Annotated in this window: 18 protein-coding genes; 8 read left to right on the top strand and 10 right to left on the bottom strand. The window is 52.4% G+C overall.

What is annotated here, in order from left to right; genetic code table 11:
• Positions 1 to 17 precede the first annotated feature (17 nt).
• Positions 18 to 758 (bottom strand): GGDEF domain-containing protein, encoded by a 741-nt coding sequence (locus CP958_RS11790; RefSeq protein ID WP_096702154.1) that lies wholly within the window; start codon positions 756 to 758, stop codon positions 18 to 20.
• Between the two features lie 149 nt (positions 759 to 907).
• Between CP958_RS11790 and purE the strand changes: the two genes are divergently transcribed.
• The 3 genes from purE (at position 908) to CP958_RS11805 (ending at position 3,259) form a co-directional block, all read left to right on the top strand.
• A complete protein-coding gene (purE, locus tag CP958_RS11795) occupies positions 908 to 1,429 on the top strand; it encodes a 5-(carboxyamino)imidazole ribonucleotide mutase (RefSeq protein WP_096702155.1) in 522 nt (173 codons plus the stop codon).
• On the top strand, positions 1,426 to 2,535 hold the full coding sequence (locus CP958_RS11800; RefSeq protein WP_096702156.1) for a 5-(carboxyamino)imidazole ribonucleotide synthase: 1,110 nt from the start codon (positions 1,426 to 1,428) through the stop codon (positions 2,533 to 2,535). The genes purE and CP958_RS11800 overlap by 4 nt, the downstream gene beginning before the upstream one ends.
• A gap of 112 nt (positions 2,536 to 2,647) precedes the next feature.
• The gene (locus CP958_RS11805; RefSeq protein ID WP_242442860.1) at positions 2,648 to 3,259 is read left to right on the top strand and encodes a DedA family protein; all 612 of its coding nucleotides are present in this window, start codon (positions 2,648 to 2,650) and stop codon (positions 3,257 to 3,259) included.
• On the opposite strand, the gene CP958_RS11810 is transcribed toward CP958_RS11805, so the two are convergent.
• The 3 genes from CP958_RS11810 to CP958_RS25885 all read right to left on the bottom strand — a co-directional run bounded on the left by CP958_RS11810 (position 3,253) and on the right by CP958_RS25885 (position 5,080).
• Positions 3,253 to 4,032 (bottom strand): transglycosylase SLT domain-containing protein, encoded by a 780-nt coding sequence (locus CP958_RS11810; RefSeq protein WP_242442881.1) that lies wholly within the window; start codon positions 4,030 to 4,032, stop codon positions 3,253 to 3,255. The two genes, CP958_RS11805 and CP958_RS11810, sit on opposite strands and share 7 nt — an antisense overlap.
• 467 nt (positions 4,033 to 4,499) lie before the next feature.
• Complete coding sequence (locus CP958_RS26360) at positions 4,500 to 4,676, bottom strand: hypothetical protein (protein ID WP_170958948.1); 177 nt, start codon at positions 4,674 to 4,676, stop codon at positions 4,500 to 4,502.
• An 83-nt stretch (positions 4,677 to 4,759) separates the two neighbouring features.
• Entirely contained in the window at positions 4,760 to 5,080 is a 321-nt protein-coding gene (locus CP958_RS25885) for a hypothetical protein (protein WP_141400491.1), read from the bottom strand.
• 719 nt (positions 5,081 to 5,799) lie between these two features.
• Between CP958_RS25885 and CP958_RS11815 the strand changes: the two genes are divergently transcribed.
• Together CP958_RS11815 and CP958_RS11820 are read left to right on the top strand one after the other, a co-directional pair.
• A complete protein-coding gene (locus CP958_RS11815; RefSeq protein WP_170958949.1) occupies positions 5,800 to 8,238 on the top strand; it encodes a nitrate- and nitrite sensing domain-containing protein in 2,439 nt (812 codons plus the stop codon).
• 221 nt (positions 8,239 to 8,459) lie between these two features.
• Positions 8,460 to 10,277, top strand: a complete 1,818-nt coding sequence (locus CP958_RS11820) for a GGDEF domain-containing phosphodiesterase (RefSeq protein ID WP_096702158.1) — start codon at positions 8,460 to 8,462, stop codon at positions 10,275 to 10,277.
• Between the two features lie 102 nt (positions 10,278 to 10,379).
• Here the strand turns inward: CP958_RS11820 and CP958_RS11825 are convergent, their stop codons facing one another.
• Together CP958_RS11825 and CP958_RS11830 are read right to left on the bottom strand one after the other, a co-directional pair.
• Entirely contained in the window at positions 10,380 to 10,982 is a 603-nt protein-coding gene (locus CP958_RS11825; RefSeq protein ID WP_096702159.1) for a hypothetical protein, read from the bottom strand.
• Positions 10,983 to 11,193: 211 nt separating this feature from the next.
• Positions 11,194 to 11,739 (bottom strand): dual specificity protein phosphatase family protein, encoded by a 546-nt coding sequence (locus CP958_RS11830; protein ID WP_096702160.1) that lies wholly within the window; start codon positions 11,737 to 11,739, stop codon positions 11,194 to 11,196.
• 136 nt (positions 11,740 to 11,875) lie between these two features.
• On the opposite strand from CP958_RS11830, the gene CP958_RS25890 reads away from it, so the two are divergent.
• A complete protein-coding gene (locus CP958_RS25890) occupies positions 11,876 to 12,184 on the top strand; it encodes a DUF6626 family protein (RefSeq protein WP_141400492.1) in 309 nt (102 codons plus the stop codon).
• A gap of 48 nt (positions 12,185 to 12,232) precedes the next feature.
• On the opposite strand, the gene CP958_RS25895 is transcribed toward CP958_RS25890, so the two are convergent.
• Positions 12,233 to 12,772, bottom strand: a complete 540-nt coding sequence (locus CP958_RS25895; RefSeq protein WP_141400493.1) for a hypothetical protein — start codon at positions 12,770 to 12,772, stop codon at positions 12,233 to 12,235.
• Positions 12,773 to 13,556: 784 nt separating this feature from the next.
• Here CP958_RS25895 and CP958_RS11840 point away from each other — a divergent pair.
• Both CP958_RS11840 and CP958_RS25900 read left to right on the top strand, forming a co-directional pair.
• A complete protein-coding gene (locus CP958_RS11840; RefSeq protein WP_242442861.1) occupies positions 13,557 to 13,994 on the top strand; it encodes a hypothetical protein in 438 nt (145 codons plus the stop codon).
• Between the two features lie 279 nt (positions 13,995 to 14,273).
• Positions 14,274 to 15,047 carry a hypothetical protein gene (locus CP958_RS25900; protein ID WP_141400494.1) on the top strand — a complete coding sequence of 258 codons (774 nt, stop codon included), beginning with the start codon at positions 14,274 to 14,276 and terminating at the stop codon, positions 15,045 to 15,047.
• An 81-nt stretch (positions 15,048 to 15,128) separates the two neighbouring features.
• Here CP958_RS25900 and CP958_RS11850 read toward each other — a convergent pair whose 3' ends face one another.
• From CP958_RS11850 to CP958_RS11860, 3 genes are all read right to left on the bottom strand, one after another.
• Positions 15,129 to 15,710 carry a site-specific integrase gene (locus tag CP958_RS11850; RefSeq protein WP_096702164.1) on the bottom strand — a complete coding sequence of 194 codons (582 nt, stop codon included), beginning with the start codon at positions 15,708 to 15,710 and terminating at the stop codon, positions 15,129 to 15,131.
• 232 nt (positions 15,711 to 15,942) lie between these two features.
• Positions 15,943 to 16,773 (bottom strand): DNA adenine methylase, encoded by an 831-nt coding sequence (locus tag CP958_RS11855; protein ID WP_096702165.1) that lies wholly within the window; start codon positions 16,771 to 16,773, stop codon positions 15,943 to 15,945.
• Between the two features lie 127 nt (positions 16,774 to 16,900).
• A complete protein-coding gene (locus tag CP958_RS11860; protein WP_096702166.1) occupies positions 16,901 to 17,293 on the bottom strand; it encodes a hypothetical protein in 393 nt (130 codons plus the stop codon).
• Positions 17,294 to 17,356 lie beyond the last annotated feature (63 nt).

Raw genomic sequence — 17,356 nt, forward strand, 5'->3', positions numbered from 1 at the left:
TGTCGTCCTGACGCCCGTCATCCCGGCAGACCGCGCCGCGCCCGATCAGCGGCGGCCACGGCGGATTCGGCGTTCTCGCCCGGCTGCAGCACATGATAGCCGGAGAACAGCGCGAAGCTGTGGACGTCGCCCAGCCAGTAGAAGGGCTGCTGGTTGATGCGCTCCATGATGTCGCGCACCTTGTCGCGGGCGGCATTCAGTTCGGTCCCGGACAGCAGCAGGGCGAAATCGCTGCCGCCCATCAATCCCACCGGGTCCGAGGTCCGGAGCGAGCCCACCAGATGGGCGGTGACGTGGCGTAGCGCCCCGTCGCCGGCCGCCAGCCCCTGAATCTGACGCAGATGCTCGATCCCGGCCACGTGCAGCAGCACCAGGGTCCCCGAGCCGTGGCCGGTGCTGAGCAGCCCCTCCAGTTCCCGGATGAAGCCCCGCCGGTTGAGAGCCGGCACCATCACGTCGCGGTCGGCCAGACCTTCCAGATAGGCCTGACGCCGCCGGTTCTGGGATTCCATCCAGCGCAGGCGGTCGGCCTCGCTCAGCAGGCCGGTGACCGCCTTCAGCACCGCCGGGGTGATGGCGGCATCGGGCAGGCCCAGGATGGACGCCACATCGGCGACGCTGTGCTGGGTCTGGGGCGGCTCGTTCTGGGGATAGGGCGAATGGGGAGGGTGCCCCGGAGGATGCGAATCCCGCTCGAGGGCGTATTCGTTGACATGCCCGATGGAATAAACCGGTTCGCTGCGAAACTGATTGGCCATCCTTCCCCCCGACGGGAAGTACGATTTCGATGCATAGTAGCATGGGGGCCGGAAGCGTGTCCGAAATTTCGGCAATACGTCCTTGCGTCCAGGGCGCGGCTGCATATAATTCCGCCCTTTCTCTTCCCTAGGCAGGGCAAGGATAGAGCATGGTCAAAGCGGCCCCCATCCAGGTCGGCATCATCATGGGCAGCCAGTCGGACTGGGAGACCATGCGCCACGCCGCCCAGGTGCTCAGCGACCTCGGCATCGCCTTCGAGACCCGGGTGGTCTCGGCCCACCGCACGCCGAAGCGCCTCTACGACTACGCCACCTCGGCCAAGGGCCGCGGGCTGAAGGTGATCATCGCCGGAGCCGGCGGCGCCGCCCATCTGCCGGGCATGGCCGCCGCCATGACCACGCTGCCGGTATTCGGCGTGCCGGTGGAAAGCAAGGCGCTGAAGGGCCAGGACTCGCTGCTGTCCATCGTCCAGATGCCCGGCGGCATTCCGGTGGGAACCCTGGCCATCGGCAAGGCGGGCGCCACCAATGCCGGCCTGCTGGCCGGCGCGGTGATCGCCCTGATGGACCCGGCGGTGGACGCGGCGCTGGAAGCCTGGCGCGCCCGCCAGACCGAATCGGTGGCCGAAGCTCCGGTGGACCCCGATTCTCCCGATCTGATCCGCCCGTGAGCCGCGATCCCGCGTCGTCTCCGCTGCCGCCCGGCAGCACCATCGGCATTATCGGCGGCGGCCAGTTGGGCCGCATGGCCGCCCTGGCGGCGGCGCGGCTGGGCTATCGCGTGCATATCTTCACGCCCGAGACCGACTCGCCCGCCGCCCAGGTGAGCGACGCCGCCACCATCGCCCGCTACGACGACCAGGACGCCATCGAGCGCTTCGTCCGCTCGGTGGACGTGGTGACCTTCGAATTCGAGAACATTCCGGCGGAAAGCGTGCGCCATATGGCCGAGCACGTGCCGGTACGCCCATGCTGGAGCGTGCTGGAGGTGGCGCAGGACCGCTGCAACGAGAAGCGCTTCTTCAACTCCATCGGCATCGAGACCGCCCCCTGGCGGGCGGTCGGCAGCCTGGACGAGCTGCGCCAGGCCATCGAGGAGATCGGCCGCCCCGCCGTGCTGAAGACCGCCCGGCTGGGCTATGACGGCAAGGGACAGGTCAAGATCGGCCCCGACACCGACCCGGCCGAGGCCTGGGCCGCCCTGGGCACCGGCCTGGAAGAGGCCGGCCTGGGCGTGCTGGAAGGCTTCATCGACTTCCTGGGGGAAATCTCGGTGATCGTGGCGCGCGGCGTGGACGGCGAGTGGGCCGCCTTCGATCCCGTATGGAACATCCACCGCGACCACATTCTCGACACCACCACCGTTCCCGCCCCCATCGCGCCGTCGCTGATCGGCCAGGCCATGGACATCGCCCACCGCGCCGCCGAGGCGCTGGGCGTGGTCGGGCTGCTGGCGGTGGAGATGTTCGTCACCCCCGACGGCCTGCTGGCCAACGAGATGGCGCCCCGGCCGCATAATTCCGGCCACTGGACCATGGATGCCTGCGTCACCGACCAGTTCGAGCAGTTCATCCGCGCCGTCTGCGGCCTGCCGCTCGGCAACCCCGAGCGCCACTCCGACGCCGAGATGAAGAACCTGATCGGCGCCGATGCCGGCCAGTGGCTGGACATCCTGAAGGACCCGTCGGCGCGCCTGCATCTCTATGGCAAGGCCGAGGCCCGTCCCGGACGCAAGATGGGCCACGTCAATCGAATCCGGCCCCGTTCCGACCGCTGATACCCCCTAAAGCAATGACGATTTCGTAACCAAGCGATTTCGCCATTGACCCCCAGGCTGTATTGCCGGATTTTTACTGCCGGTTATTACCCCTTAGATTTATGGGATTGCCTTGGAAGAGCTGGTCATCCACGTCCTGACCCAATACGGATACCTGCTCTATCCGCTCATCACCGCGTGGACCTTCATCGAAGGCGAGACGGTGGTGATCGTCACCGGCGTCCTGGCCTCGGAAGGCCGCTTCCGCATTCATGTGGAATTGCTGGCCCTGGCGGCGCTGACCGGAAGCTTCTTCGGCGATCAGCTCTACTACTATATCGGCCGCAAATACGGCGCCCCGCTGCTCAAGCGCTGGCCGGGACTGTCGGGCCGCATCGAGTGGGCGTTCGAGACGGTCAACCGCAGCCCGGCCATCTTCATCCTGTCGTTCCGATGGATCTACGGGGTGCGTAACGTCGCCCCCTTCATCGTCGGCATCGCCGGCGTGCCGCGCGTCAAGTATCTGATCCTGAACTTCACCGCGGCGGCCATCTGGGCGCATTCCTTCGCCTGGGGCGGCTATTTCATGGGCCGCAAGCTCGAGGAGTGGCTGGGCGACAGCAAGTGGTTCGTCCTGGGCGGCTTCATTCTCTTCATGATCTGCTTCGGGGTGTTCGGCGCCATGCGCGGCCGCTCCCAGAGCGCCGCCAAGCCAGCCGGCGAGCCGTCCGACCCCGCTCAGTAGCGGTTGGCGGTATTCAGCGAGTTGCGCGCTTCCTGGAATTTCACACGGCGCAGCTGGTACTCGGCGACGCGGGCCTTGCGGTAGGCTTCGGCGATACGGCTGGCCTCGTCGCGGGCCGCCTGGGCGTTTTCCCGCCACGTCTTGCGCAACTCTTCCACACGGGCGTTGCCGGGCACCTGCCGCAGCGGCGGCGCCGACGGCACCGGCTTGATCCGCGCCGACGCCACCTGGGTGCCGGCGGCATTCGGCGGAGCGTTCCACACCTTCATCAGACGTTCGCGATAGGCGGCGGCCAGATGCGGGGTCTGGGAGTGATAGTAGGATGCCGCCGTCGGCCAGTGGCCGGTGGCGCCGAACAGGCCCTTGAGGAAACGGGCGGCATAGGCCACGTTGGCCGCCGGGTCGAAGGCCTCCTCCAGATTGGCGAAGGCGGTGGGGTGGTGCCGCAGGTTGACCTGCATGCAACCCACGTCGATGTTCTGCACGCCCCGCGCCTTGAGGCGCTTCACCTCGGCGATGGCTTCGGCCTTGCTGGGCAAATATCGCCCCTGCCCCTCGGCCATCACCGTCCACGGCCAGGCAATAACTGCCTTGTGCTGGGAGTCGTAGCGACCGGACTCGACGATGGAGATGGAGTGGAGCAGCGCGGTGGGAATGCCGTAGAGGCGCTCCTGGGTGGCGGCCTCGGCGGCGCACAAACCCTCGTTGGCGACGGTGGGGACGGCCTGGGCGGGCAGCGCCAGCACGGCCACGGCCGTGCTCACTCCCACCATCCATGCCATACGCCAAACCGCCATCACACTCTCCCTGGGGCCCATTGGCCGCAGGCATTCTTGCACACCCCATGCCAGGAATTCCACGATTCCCGCCATGAAGTGGTCATACCTGTGTTGCAGCCACCAAAGGGAGAGAAATGCCGATCTGGCGGCTTTCCGCGGTTTCTCCTCCGATTTTTGTCTTGCACCGCAACAAATCCACCGATATATATTGCACTGCAGCAAAGGCCAGTCCCTCGGACCCCTTTCTGCTTTCTTGGACGTTTCCTCCCTAAACTCAAGCCGCTGGGGCAACCCAGCGGTTTTTTTTGATTTTTCAAGGGGTTCGCATATATCGAAAAATGCTAATCCCCCACCCTTTCCCCCACATTCTCCCCCACAAATCTGCCCCGTTTCCTGGGAGAAATCACGAATACCCGAGCAAGTAGCCCATCAACTACGTATGATGCCACCCCGCACTTGCGTTAGATGACATCATCGACCATCAAAAACTCTTCACATTCAAAGCACTTTAGCCGATTTGAGAGGGTGATAACAAATGTAATGCCACCACAGTGTGGGCATGGCCGGGCGTAATCGTCAGGATTGCGTTCAATTTCTTTTTGGTGATTAGCGATTTGCGATTCGTGAATGGTGCTCATGATGTCTCCTTGATAAACAGTTTGCGATGAACTATTTATCAAAGATGCATTATTTTGCTGCAAATGCAGGATGGCTGTATATGTCAGTGTAAATCAGATGCTCGCGTTGCTGCATTTGCAGCATCACATGCTGCTTTGACCATCAGATAATCTGACTTATTGCTGAACCACGCGGTGACCTGGGTGACCACATGGGAAAAAGCGACTTCAAGGTGCATCTTGGATAGCGATCCGCCGCCAGGGTCGGTCAGCCGCGTATGGCTTGCACACGCCGCCAAGGATTGTTGCAGAATGGCAAAGCCTTCTTCATCAACCTCATAGGTTCGCCTCCAGGGAAAAATCTCGCCTATCGTTTCAAGGCGACGGTCAATGTCCTGCTGTGGGTCGTAGATTCTGGCGTTCATGATGGATACCTCACTTTCGAGAGGTATTTATCCTGCGGGTGCAGTCTGGTGGCCGGGCATTGTGGCCGTGCGACGACTAAGCGGATAAGTCCCGAATTCACACATTGATCACAAACGAAGAATCCCCCCCCCCTGATTTTGGCGGAGGCTGGTTTGCCTCATGCCATCGTGATGAGCCGAGCCCAAGCTGGCGGCAGAGGCGTATCGGGCCACGCTGGCTCAACTGTTTGATCCGACATCATTCATCCCTTCCCTATTCCATAATTCCTTCGGCATGCCCCCACGTGTGAGCAGCAAACGGTGAAAGAAGGGGATTTCGAAATATCATTATCACCACACTCATAGGTAATAAATCGCAGAACCCCGATATCGAAATGCAGGTGCTGTATATGAAAGTTTAAATCCATCCACCTTTTGAATACATCTTAAACCAGCCAAACATTCCTCCCGTTATGAGTGCAAATTCCAAAATCACATACTCACATTGTGAATGCGATATGAACCCCTACACGAATAAAAAAATACATAGTATTTGGTAAAAAATAGTAACTACTCTGGATTTGATAAACATCAACTGTCGTTGGCGAAATAATGTGAAACTCTGTAACAATATGATTCTTTTCTAAGCTGCCAAACATATAGGAGAATACTAGAGCAACATGGCAGTTGATGCAAATTAGAGCCGATATAATTTAATTTGGGGCTGGGATATCATGAGAATGGAATGGCACGCCACGTACGAGACGGGTGTAGACTTCATTGATGCAGACCACCGTGGCCTCATGGAGTTTATAAACCAGCTTACTGGCTGCATAAATTCTGATGAAAATAAAATACTCAGCATACTTGATGAGTTTTTAATTCAATTCAGAAGGCATGCGTCAAGAGAAGAAGCTATTCTGAAAAAGTTTTCATTTGATCAGCTAGATGAGCACGCAAAAGAACACAGCGAGGCTATTGGGCAGATTGAAAAGTTTATGGGTTTGCTCTCTAACGATAATTCTGGGCCTGCGGTTGAGGCGGTTGTTTCGTATCTTACCAATTGGTTTTTTGACCATGTTGTTGGCAAAGATCTTCAGCTTTCCACCCTTTACCGTCAGCATGGTGCTGCAGAGCAGCGTCGCACGACTGGTATTTTAGATGCTGTTGATGTCTTTCTGTGTAGGTTCAAGGTTAAAAACCGCATCTTAATGGCCGCATTGATTCCAAGCATTTTGGCGTTTGCTGTAACATTTTTTCTTATATCCGGTAAGCTGGCTGTTGTTAGTGAAATGAAGCGTGTTGAGGCTCTCGCTGATTACGCCGTTAATGTTGGGAATCTTGTTCACGAGTTACAGGGAGAGAGAGGTGTAACTGCCCTTGTTATTGGCGGAAACAATGCTCAGCGTTCAAACCTAAATTCTCGCCGTATCGAGGTTGATAGGTTGAGAAAAATTGTCTCAACCAACCAAATTGGCAATGGCACTAACGCACTTGATAAGCTTGATGAAATTCGCACCAGCGTAGATAGTGCCACCAAAAAACAGGCGGATATCGTTGACGAATATTCGTCCTTGATAGTTCGGCTCCTTAACAATTTGTCGGACGTTGCCCAAAGTCTTGAGAGTGCAAAAGTTTCAAACCAACTGAATGCTTATCTTTCCCTCACGCAAGGCAAAGAACGTGCGGGACAGGAACGTGCAATTGGTGCCGTTGGATTCTCCGAGGCATTCCCATCGTGGAGATACAAACGATTTGTTGATAGATCTGCTCAGCAAGCTGCATATTTTAACGCCTATAAAAACCTTGTTTCTCAGGCAAAAAAACAAGAATTTATGGACATGATAAGCGGTCAAATCGCAAGCGATTATGAAAAAATTCGAGATTCTGCCGCTATTAATATGAATCAAGGTAGCATTGACCCGCAAAGTTGGTTTTCTGCTGCCACAGCCAGAATTGAAGCTCTTAAAAAGGCGGAAAATACCGCTGCCAATGATCTAATGTTTATGGCTTCATCAATCCGGTTAAAAGCTCAGAGTGATTTGTATCTAATTTCAGCGGCAATGGTTCTGTTGATGGTTGGGGGAATTATTGCAACTGCTCTAATTATTCGTAGCGTGGTCACACCGTTTACTGCATTGACTGCCACAATTTCAAAAATTGCGTCAGGAGAAAAAAATACAGCGGTTCCCTGCCTCGAACGTGAGGATGAAATTGGGGAGATGGCTCGGGTCATCATGGTGTTTCGCGGAGCTTTGCTATCCAATGACACAATGCAAGCAAGGCAAATTGCAGAGGGTGCCTTTAGAGAAACAAGGATTTTACGGCGTGAGCAGCTAACCACTGAATTTGACGAGAGGATATCTCAGTTTGTAGGGGTACTTGCGTCATCTTCAACGGACTTGGTTGCCACAGCTAACGAAATGGCTCGTGTAGCAGGTGATACGACTAGCCGATCAACTGCGGTTGCAGCGGCATCGGAAGAGACCAGCGTTAACATCCAAACTGTTGCATCGGCCGTAGAGGAACTTGCTGCTTCGGTGTCCGAAATCACACGGCAAGTAAGTCAGTCTGCGACCATATCCGCAAATGCGGTCCAGGAGGCTGAGCGGACCGATGGAATTGTCATGGGGCTGTCAGATGCAGCAAACAAAATTGGAACTGTAGCCGCTCTGATTGAAAACATAGCAAGCCAGACCAATCTGCTGGCACTCAACGCCACTATCGAGGCGGCCAGGGCTGGAGAGGCTGGTAAGGGCTTTACAGTGGTTGCTAACGAGGTGAAAAACCTCGCATACCAAACCGTTAAAGCAACCGCTGATATCGGTGAACAAATTCGTTCAATACAAGAGGCAACAAGTGCTTCCGTCGAGGCAATCAGAACAATTGGAGGCACTATTCGTGAGATAAATGGCATTTCAACCGCCATTGCATCTGCTGTTGAAGAGCAAAGTGCGGCCACAAGTGAGATTAGCCGCAATGTTCATGAGGCTTCTAAAGCGGTAAACGATGTTAACAAAAATATTGCAGATGTGTCCTCGGGGGCAAGTCAAACTGGGGCAGCAGCCTCCCAGGTGCTTCAGGCTGCGGGGGACGTTTCGAAGCAGTCCGAACTAATTCGAAAAGATGTTGTTCAGTTTTTGAGCGGCATTAAATCGATCCAGCAAAATGCTGGTTAGTGCTATGAGTGATGAATTAATAAGTGTCTGCAAAATTAGCCACGACAAGACATCCAGCACAATTGATTCCATCTCCAGGGTTTTGATTTGTGCTGCAAATCATGGTTGCATTATGTCCGTCTGCTGCAGCGATCAATCGCTTGAAAAATTACATTCGTTGCTCGCTGTTTCTTCTGGCAACGTCAAATCCATAAAGGCCGACGACACCTGAGGTGTTTAAAATGGTTAGACGCTTGAGAGATATAGAAGCCGTAATTAACGATTTTTTGTCAGGGAATATACTTGTTCGCTGCGAATCGTCTTCTGATGAAGTGATCGGCCCTGTATCGCTAGCAATCAATCGCCTTCTTGAAGAAACCGCTCATCGCCAGTCCAGTCTGCTGCGGCTATCTGCGGCAGTTGAACAGGCTCCAGTTTCTGTTGTCATAACTGATTGCGGCGGCCTAATCCAGTATGTCAATCCGTGCTTTACAAAGAATACGGGGTATACATATGAAGAGGCTGTAGGATTAAACCCAAGAATATTAAAGTCTGGATATACCCCTGATGAGGTATACCATGAGTTATGGGGTGCTATCTCCGATGGAAAGGTATGGCACGGCGAACTACACAACAAAAAGAAAAATGGAGAGTTATTTTGGGAGTATGCCGTAATCGCTCCCGTGATTGACGATTGTGCACAGATTGTTAATTTTATCGCCATAAAGGAAGACATTTCTATAAGAAAGGAATTTGAGAAGAGACTCATTCATACACAGAACTTTGATGAACTTACCGGGCTGCCCAACAGGGCGGTTGCACTTGATCGCCTTGGCCAAGCTATTTCTGCAAATTCCAGTTTCGGAAGGATTGTTTCTGCTCTTATTGTAAAGGTTGATGGGCTGTCTCGGGCAAACCACATTCACGGCCACAAAGGTGGCGATTTAATTTTAAAGCAAGCTGCTGAACGAATTTCAGAAATAGTTTTAAACGATCTGAATACGGTTTCACGAATTGGCGGAACTGAATTCCTTGTAATTTTACAAGGAATCTCGACTCCATCCATTGCGGAGTCTGTTGCAAAAAGATTAATAGAGGTATTATCGCAGCCGTTTAATGTATTCGGAGAGCAATTTTTTTTATTATCGTCTATTGGAATGTCATTTTCACCAATCGACGGAACTGATCATTTTGAGTTGCTGAGAAACGCACACTCAGCACTAATGAACGCAAGAAATAAGTCATGTGGCGGATATCGGCTGTTTATGCCTGAAATGGACAGGGAGGCTCGCGAGCGACAGTCTTTAGATAGCGAGCTTCATTCTGCGGTAACGGAAGACTTAATTAAAGTGTTTTATCAGCCTCTTATAGACGCAAAAACAGGTCGCATTGTTGGTGCTGAGGCACTTGCTCGCTGGCAAACACATGGTGGCCGCTACATTTCTCCGGATAAATTTATTCCATTGGCGGAGGAAAATGGTCTGATTAAGCAAATCGGAAGTTCTATATTGTTTTCAGCATGCAAGGATGCGGCGTTTTGGCGTTCAAATTATGGTGCTGCCTTTAGGGTTGCTGTAAACATATCGGCTTTGCAGTGTAATGATATGGGATTCATTGAAACCATTGAAAAAATTCTTGAGGAGACGGGGTTCCCTCCTGAGTTGCTTGAGATCGAGCTAACTGAACGAACTCTTGTCGCGGATAGTCATGCCGCGATTGCATTCATGGAAGTGGCGAGAGGAATGGGTATCCGCCTTTCAATTGATGACTTTGGAACTGGGTATTCTGCACTTGGATATCTTCGCAAATTTCCGTTTACTACACTTAAGATCGATAAGTCGTTTACGTCTGAAATATCTGATAAAGGCAAGGGTAACGCGTTAATTTTATCTATCATTCAAATGGCTCATGCTCTCGATCTCGAGGTAATAGCAGAGGGAGTTGAAAATGAGTTTCAGCGTGAATTCCTGATAGATTGTGGCTGTGAAATTTTACAGGGATATCTGCTTGGACATCCGGTTCCAGCCGATCAATTTTTATTAAATATGGAGTTGCTATAGGGTGTCTTGTATTTTTGCAAACTCGTCACCGATTTTGCTTGTAATATATATAATTCTTTACCAACGCCTTAATGCTGATGGCCGGACGGGAAACAATGTCCGTCAGTTTCGGACCCGCTCCAACCAGCCGGGGTCTTCCGGATATTTTTCCAGCAATTTCGACATCCGACTGAACGCAAAATTTGCGATGTCGTCACAATGCTGAATTACGGCACCGTCATGTTTAACGTATCGCATGTCGCGAAGTGCGACTTGTGTATAGGTCAATATTGCACGCGACTCAGACATCACGATTCCATGAGAAATGTATCCAAATGACGGTGAAAACCATAGGTCATGGTCATTTAACCATTGCATTGATATTTCTGCATACTGACTGATCTTTCTCTCCAGTGCGGAGCAGTATAGCCCACGATCATGGAGGTTCATGCCATTCGCGTCCTTGCCCAATACTAAATCTTTTTCCCGCTGCCAGTATCCTGGGGTGTTGATCTCGTCGAATGTGATGGGCGGCGGCGATGGCTTCGAGCCGAGGGAGTAATAATTCGGCAGGTTCGGATCGCGTGGATACACGGGCGGGGGAGCGGCTTTCACCACCCCGGCGGAACCCTTGTCTGTCGTGTAAAAATAGCCTTCCTGTGCATTCACGACGCAGGTCGATGCAATCAAGACTAACGCTGAAAATGTTGTGCATGTCTGACGCATAATTCTCACCGCATAATCAACCACTATAAGAATTAACGGATAAATATATAAAGTCAATGTTTGTGAGGAATGCGATGCGATGTGATGATTTAACTATTTCTGCAAAAGATGCTGTTTCGGTGCAGCCGAGACAATTTCCGACTGAGTATGATGGAACCCGAATCGAATTGATGGCGGTTATTGACCTGCTTCGATGTGCAGTCAATGAAGCTCAACGCCTCTTGGCCCTGATCGACCGAGAATCGACATCGCGTTTGTGACCATCAATCGCACCAACCATTCGGCCTTCAGCACGAAGAATCCGGTCTGCGAATTTTACGATGAGCCGGTTTGGCATCGCCCCTGGTCGTAGGGACATCACCAATTTCATGGCTTCATTTGGTGGCACATGAAGACTGGCAAGAACGAATGCTGCTGCGGTGGACCTGCTGATCCCGGCCCAACAATGGATCAGCACCTTGGCTCCAGCAGGGATTTCACGGCCAAACTCGATGATGTCACGTGCATGGTCAATGCTCGGGAATTCAGACCGGTCCTGGGCCGACAACATCATTCCGACTGATCCGGTTGTGGCGTGCAGGTCAAAAAATCGCAGGCTCAGAACCTTTATCGATTCGGGGAAGATCAGGGGATCGTCGCGGTCCTCATTAGGGTCGAGAATCGAGAGAATGTGCGACGGGCGAAACGATTCCAACTCGTCACCAAGCTCGTCCAGGCCGCAGATCAACATCGTGAATGGCAATTTTTTCTTGGTCATGATGTTCCCCCTGTTCATGGCCGTGAACAATATCAGGTTTGAACCTGTCGGCCAATTTGGGGTGGTCGAAATAATTGCCTACATATGAAGGCATTCGCTGCTTGGATAAATACACCTGCAACAGCAGGAGTCGTTCATGCGAAAATTAGAAGAGATATATGAAGAATTTTATTCGTTGGGAATCGTCGGTTCTGGTCGCGAATTTGGTGAATGGCTTAATCGAAGCCAAAGCTACTTGAGTAGTTCAAAATCACGAAATCGTCGAATATCGACCGAAGCACTTTTGGCGTTGGTTTCGAATGTGACTGAGGTAATTGATTCGACCAATGAAGCTGCGGTTCTTTGTTCCGATAAGCGGCAAATTGCTGAGTTTGAAGAAGGTATCAAGGCACTCAAGATTCTTGAGAATGAAGCATGGACCGAAATCTGGCGTCGGGTGAGGTGATGGGGGATGTGGCAGGAAGCACCTCCTCCTGCCACACCACGTTCATGATCATGCGGCGTCCGATGTGGTACTGATCGCTGGAACCGCCTTGGCCCGACGCCAGACCCAACGCATCTTCGACCCCATTCGCATGACGATTCCCCCCGGCTTGGTGGTCAAGGTCTTGATGAGGGTGAATTTTCCATTGACGTCCATCGCCATCAAATCCACCTCGATCCGACCTGGGCTGGGGATCGACATAACCAAATACGGCACGCAAGCTGTATCGTCCTGACCAAGCAAGGTCCAATTTCCACAGCGACCCTTGGGCTTGGTGATAACTGGGCTAAAATACGTTCTGGCATTCTGGCTGATAGCTTTTGTGTATATTTTATATATATCCACAAATGATGCCTTTGATTTGTAGGTTCCATCGATCAGCTTGCTGAGGTCATCGTAGCTGCTGAATTTGACGGTGTACTCAATGCCATCAATTTCGATAAGTCCGCTGAACTGATACCGTGAACTGAATGCCAGTGATTTATGTCCTTTTTTCGGGATATCTCTTGGTTCTTCCCGAAATACGCAAAAATAGTCAAGTTCAAACATGGTTATGATGTGTCCTTTGTTTCGGGTTCTCTCCTGAGTTAGTCTATATTGTTGACTAAAAAGTTAGACTTAGTCTATGTTGGTATCCAATATAGACTAAGTCGCACTTTAGCTAATCACGGATTAGCCATATCCAACACCGACAACTCACTCCTTTCGTCTGTCCAAGACCAAGACGCCTGCGGCGTCATGACAAAATGAACAACTCATTTCCTTCGTTGGTCCCAAAACCAAGACGCCTTCGGCGTCAACATGGATTTCAACTCATGTGGTTCAGGTCCAACACCGACAACTCGTCACTTCGTTCCGTCACAACACCACCCTGCCCCCGGCAGGGGATCAGATCGACTACGCCTATGGCGGCTCAAGCCGGTTCATATGGAGTAGCCGAAGGCGTTTCATGGCCTCGACGAAGCCATTTTCGAATGGGCTAACATGAATCGGCAATTTGTTTGTTATTTGCTGATAGCAAGTAGTCCCCTGAATATCCAGCTTATATCCATCATGATTGATGTCAGATTAATCCGGCAATTTACTGCACGTGGCTTGTCATCATCTTAATGTGACGCTAAATGCGGTCACCTGTCAGACCTAACAATCTCCAGCGAAGTCCAGCACTGATGCGTCAATGCAGCAACGCATCGCCGTATGTCTGTATGTGTGATTTGATTAATTGGCATCATGTGGCCGTGCGGCCATATCATGAAATATATTAATGCCGCTATATTGGCCTTTATTAATTACGGCCTTATCATGCTTTCAAGGTTAACGTATGGAGGCTATTATGTTGCAGCTTAAGTTTTCCGACGAAAAGAAGATTCTGGTTTCCGAATCTCGCAAGAAGTCCCCTCGACAGATTGCTTTGGACGGCATCTTTCACCAGATCGAACTTTTGAAAAATCCGAACTACACGGTCGAACGGGTCCGTTATCGCAAGGGTGCCGAAGATGGCAATACCCGGCAGAGCATCAGTCGTCCGCCCCAGCCCTGGTTCTGGCGGTCGGCCAAAGACGGTAACCTGCTGCTGGAAATTCGTTACGGCAGGACGCCTGTCGAACTTCAGGGACAGGGGATGCCCAATACGATTGTCGCCGGTAAAGCCAATGCCGATGCCATCAAGGTGTTGGAACAGATCGCCACTGCCGTGAAGGCCGGTGAACTCGATGAACCTCTGGAGGCTGCCAAGATCAAGGCGAGGCACCGTCGCAACAAGGTCGAGTAGCTGACATCGGATCGCGTTACCGGGGCAGGTTGGTGATCAACCTGCCCCGAATGATTCTTGCGTCCTTTTTTGTCCTACCACTTTCAAATATCTTAGTTTCAATGAATTTGCCTGGAATGCTGATGAAAAAAGTTTTTTGATTTATCGCTCTGATTTCCAACGTGGATTTACAAGATTATAAAAAAGTCTATTGACTTTATACAGATAACATTAACCGTGCTACTTGACGCATTCAAGTGTGGTTGATATGATCTTCATGCATTTACTGGAGTGAGGATCGTGAGTATCGACATTGACCGGCACATCAATATGATTAAATCGTTCCGTAACGCACATTCTGAATGTGGCGATTACATTCCGTATATGATGCCGCACGAAAATTATCATACATACCCTGATCGTTGGGTTGATCTTCCATCAAACGAGTTGCTGCTTGTGGAGATTTCTGGTGACGGAACGCTAACAGCCGAAAACATTACGGTCGTTAGGCAGTCAACTGACATGACGATTGAAGTCTCGTTTTATACGAAGGGTCGCGTTTGGGTGAATTCATTATCTTGCACGATTAAATGGGGAGATACCTGCGTTTACACCAATATTTCGTTTGACCCATTTTTGTTGGGAGGAGGTTTGGATGCTGTAAAGCTCCAATTAGGTGTTATCTACGGCCAACTTCAGTTTCTGTCCGAACCGACAATCCACGCGGATTATATCGATCCAAGCCCTTATGTTCAGAAGGCTCGGGCCGACAGAGGCAAGAGGCCCCTGCCTGCATATCGGGTGATCCGCCCTGGTCAGACCGTCATGCATTACCGCAAAGGTGACGCAGCGGGTGGCACCAAGGTTGAGGCCGACAGTGAGAGCAGTGAAAAATTCAAGGGCCGGGGAAAGGGCGTTCCAAAGTCACCCCACTGGAACCCTGGCTGCACCTACGCAAAGAAGAATGGGCGGATCGTCCACAAGCGTCCCTACCCGGTGAAGGGCGGGAAATGTCCCAACCCCATCCCGGTGCTGGCGTTGAAGCCCAACGAGGTTCAGTTCGTGTCCGACTAATCGATTGTCGGGCACCTCGTTGCCGGGGCAGGACTGATCATCCCGCCCCCGAACGATTCCCACGGCCAACTGCGGCAGTGATCAGATCAAGTTGACCAATTTCCTCTTTGCGTCGGAATCGCCCTCAATGTATCTGGCCGTCATCGCCAAGCTGGCATGGCCGACCAATTGCTGGACATCCCTCAAACTACCACCGGCCATGGCGACCTTCTTGGCCGCCGTGGTGACGAATGTCCTTCTTCCCGAATGCGACGAGCACCCAAGAAAACCCAGCCGCTGATACAATCTTGAGAACCACGCGACGACCGTATTCGGCGTCATGCCTATCCCACGCTCACTGAAGATCACGGGATGGTCAGCACCACGAATTCCCTTTCCATGCAGATCAACCAGGGCCGACCGCAGTTCCTTGTTCATTGGGACCGACCTTCCCGATGACCGCTTGGTGGCCCGATCTTCGAGATGAATGACATCCCCGACCTCGCCGGTCGCGGTCAGCACCATGCTCCATTCGACCATGGCAATTTCCTTGGCACGAAATCCGGCCTTGGCCGACAGCAGGAACATCACCCGATCTCGTGCGGCATGACGGGTCGATCCAAGATGAAGCAAAACGGTCGAGATTTGGGTCGCAGTGAGAACCTTTGCCTGCTTGCCTGCCATGATCGCCAACTCGTCATAAAATTAAAGCAGTAGATAACTTTAAAACGAGTATAGCAGCCGCGAATAAATCGGCCAAGGCCACCCCATTGAAAAATATGGAGTAAATTGCAACTCGTTGTGAAATACCTATTTCATGATGAGTGCGGTTTCTTTCGATTTTGCAGACTATGATTTATTGCTTCGGAGCAAAGCCACGGATGCTGGAATGCACATCATCGACGCGACTGATCAATCAGGCGACCTGGATCAATCCCTCATCATCACGATGCCATGAACTTTCGAACCGGCGACCCAATGGGGTCATGCCTACTGCGTCGGCCAGGTCATGGGAAAATACCAATAGCTCAGCCCCAACCTTGCCGGTTCCATAGGTCCAGGAAGCAGCGACCATTGCGAACCCTTCATAGAGACGACGTACTGCCGGGGCGTCGTTATATGACAACAACCAGCACCCTGGTCGCGACCGAAGGACATCAGCCAACCGACCATGGTCGAAATACCGATGAGCATCACCTTTGAATCCATAGAGGTTGGATTTTTCGTGGGTCAGAAGGTATGGCGGATCGGCGTATACGAAGGTGTCGGGGTGCCGCGACAGGCTGGTTGTGAAGTCGGCCTGCTGGATGCTGATATTGGGGATCGTGGTTCGTGCCAGTTTGTTGATACAGGATGTGGTGAATCTTTCCCCAGAGTAGCCACCTGAAAATGTCAGACCAGAATATGAAGCCCGATTGAGTGCGAAGTAGGCACCAGCCTGCATAACCGGATCGGGGATGTCGAAATAGGATTTCTGAAGCTGGTCGAACCCATTCCGGTCCATGGGATGGAACTTCCGTGCAGCATCGGCGACAGCACCAGCATCAAACTTGATTTGCTGCCAGCAGTTCGCGAGTGGGGCGAACACATCAAATCCATGCACCAGGATACCGCGTTGGCCCAGGTCCAGTTCGACTGCACCGCCACCGAGGAATGGTGAGATCACTTCATCCACATCATCAGGGATGAAGGAAGCAATTGTCTTTTTGCCCCTCTCTTTGCCCCCTGGGTATCTAAATATCGCCATCAAGTTTCACCATCAAACTGGTATTTATCAGTTCGATGGTGTGAGTTTGTTTCTGATCTGTTTGAATGTTACGCATGAGAAAGCCCCGGCAAATTTCTCTGCCGGGGCTATTTGGTGAGATGTCTAATTACTTCTTTTTGCGGCCGATGCCCTTTTTCTCAGCAGCAACCTTATCAAGCTCAGAACGCTCGTAGATCAGGGCAACCAGCTTTTCGTCGCCGCCATTCGCCGCGTCGATCAATCCCTGGTAAAGGGCCTTCAGGTCGCTGAGGCTGGAAGCCTCGAACCATTCGGTTCCATCGACTGACAATGGCGAACGGAGAATCTTGAAACGGTAGGCATCGCCGGACTTCACAAACCAAGCCGTGCGAGTATTGATCTCTCCGCCGTCGATGGCGGCCTGGACCATTTCTTGCTGCTCACGCACCTTTTTGACAAACCGGGTGACTGGGGTGTTCTTAGACACGGCAGGAACGCGGGTTGGGGCTGGTGCGGCTTTCAGTTTGTCTAAAAACGACATGTAGTGAACTCCAACCTATTTGGGGTATGGGCTTTCGGAAATCTTGAAGCATCCTATCGCTGC

It is taken from the genome of Magnetospirillum sp. 15-1 (genome assembly GCF_900184795.1).
Taxonomy (GTDB): domain Bacteria; phylum Pseudomonadota; class Alphaproteobacteria; order Rhodospirillales; family Magnetospirillaceae; genus Phaeospirillum.

Bases quoted from the DNA above. Each gene is read 5' to 3' on its own strand.
- CP958_RS11860 (WP_096702166.1), bottom strand. From the start codon at position 17,293: ATGTCGTTTTTAGACAAACTGAAAGCCGCACCAGCCCCAACCCGCGTT.
- CP958_RS11830 (WP_096702160.1), bottom strand. From the start codon at position 11,739: ATGACCAAGAAAAAATTGCCATTCACGATGTTGATCTGCGGCCTGGAC.
- CP958_RS11850 (WP_096702164.1), bottom strand. From the start codon at position 15,710: ATGGCAGGCAAGCAGGCAAAGGTTCTCACTGCGACCCAAATCTCGACC.
- CP958_RS11825 (WP_096702159.1), bottom strand. From the start codon at position 10,982: ATGCGTCAGACATGCACAACATTTTCAGCGTTAGTCTTGATTGCATCG.
- CP958_RS11840 (WP_242442861.1), top strand. From the start codon at position 13,557: ATGTTGCAGCTTAAGTTTTCCGACGAAAAGAAGATTCTGGTTTCCGAA.
- CP958_RS11855 (WP_096702165.1), bottom strand. From the start codon at position 16,773: ATGGCGATATTTAGATACCCAGGGGGCAAAGAGAGGGGCAAAAAGACA.
- CP958_RS25890 (WP_141400492.1), top strand. From the start codon at position 11,876: ATGCGAAAATTAGAAGAGATATATGAAGAATTTTATTCGTTGGGAATC.
- purE (WP_096702155.1), top strand. From the start codon at position 908: ATGGTCAAAGCGGCCCCCATCCAGGTCGGCATCATCATGGGCAGCCAG.
- CP958_RS11810 (WP_242442881.1), bottom strand. From the start codon at position 4,032: ATGGTGGGAGTGAGCACGGCCGTGGCCGTGCTGGCGCTGCCCGCCCAG.
- CP958_RS11815 (WP_170958949.1), top strand. From the start codon at position 5,800: ATGGAATGGCACGCCACGTACGAGACGGGTGTAGACTTCATTGATGCA.
- CP958_RS25885 (WP_141400491.1), bottom strand. From the start codon at position 5,080: ATGAACGCCAGAATCTACGACCCACAGCAGGACATTGACCGTCGCCTT.
- CP958_RS11790 (WP_096702154.1), bottom strand. From the start codon at position 758: ATGGCCAATCAGTTTCGCAGCGAACCGGTTTATTCCATCGGGCATGTC.
- CP958_RS25895 (WP_141400493.1), bottom strand. From the start codon at position 12,772: ATGTTTGAACTTGACTATTTTTGCGTATTTCGGGAAGAACCAAGAGAT.
- CP958_RS11820 (WP_096702158.1), top strand. From the start codon at position 8,460: ATGGTTAGACGCTTGAGAGATATAGAAGCCGTAATTAACGATTTTTTG.
- CP958_RS26360 (WP_170958948.1), bottom strand. From the start codon at position 4,676: ATGAGCACCATTCACGAATCGCAAATCGCTAATCACCAAAAAGAAATT.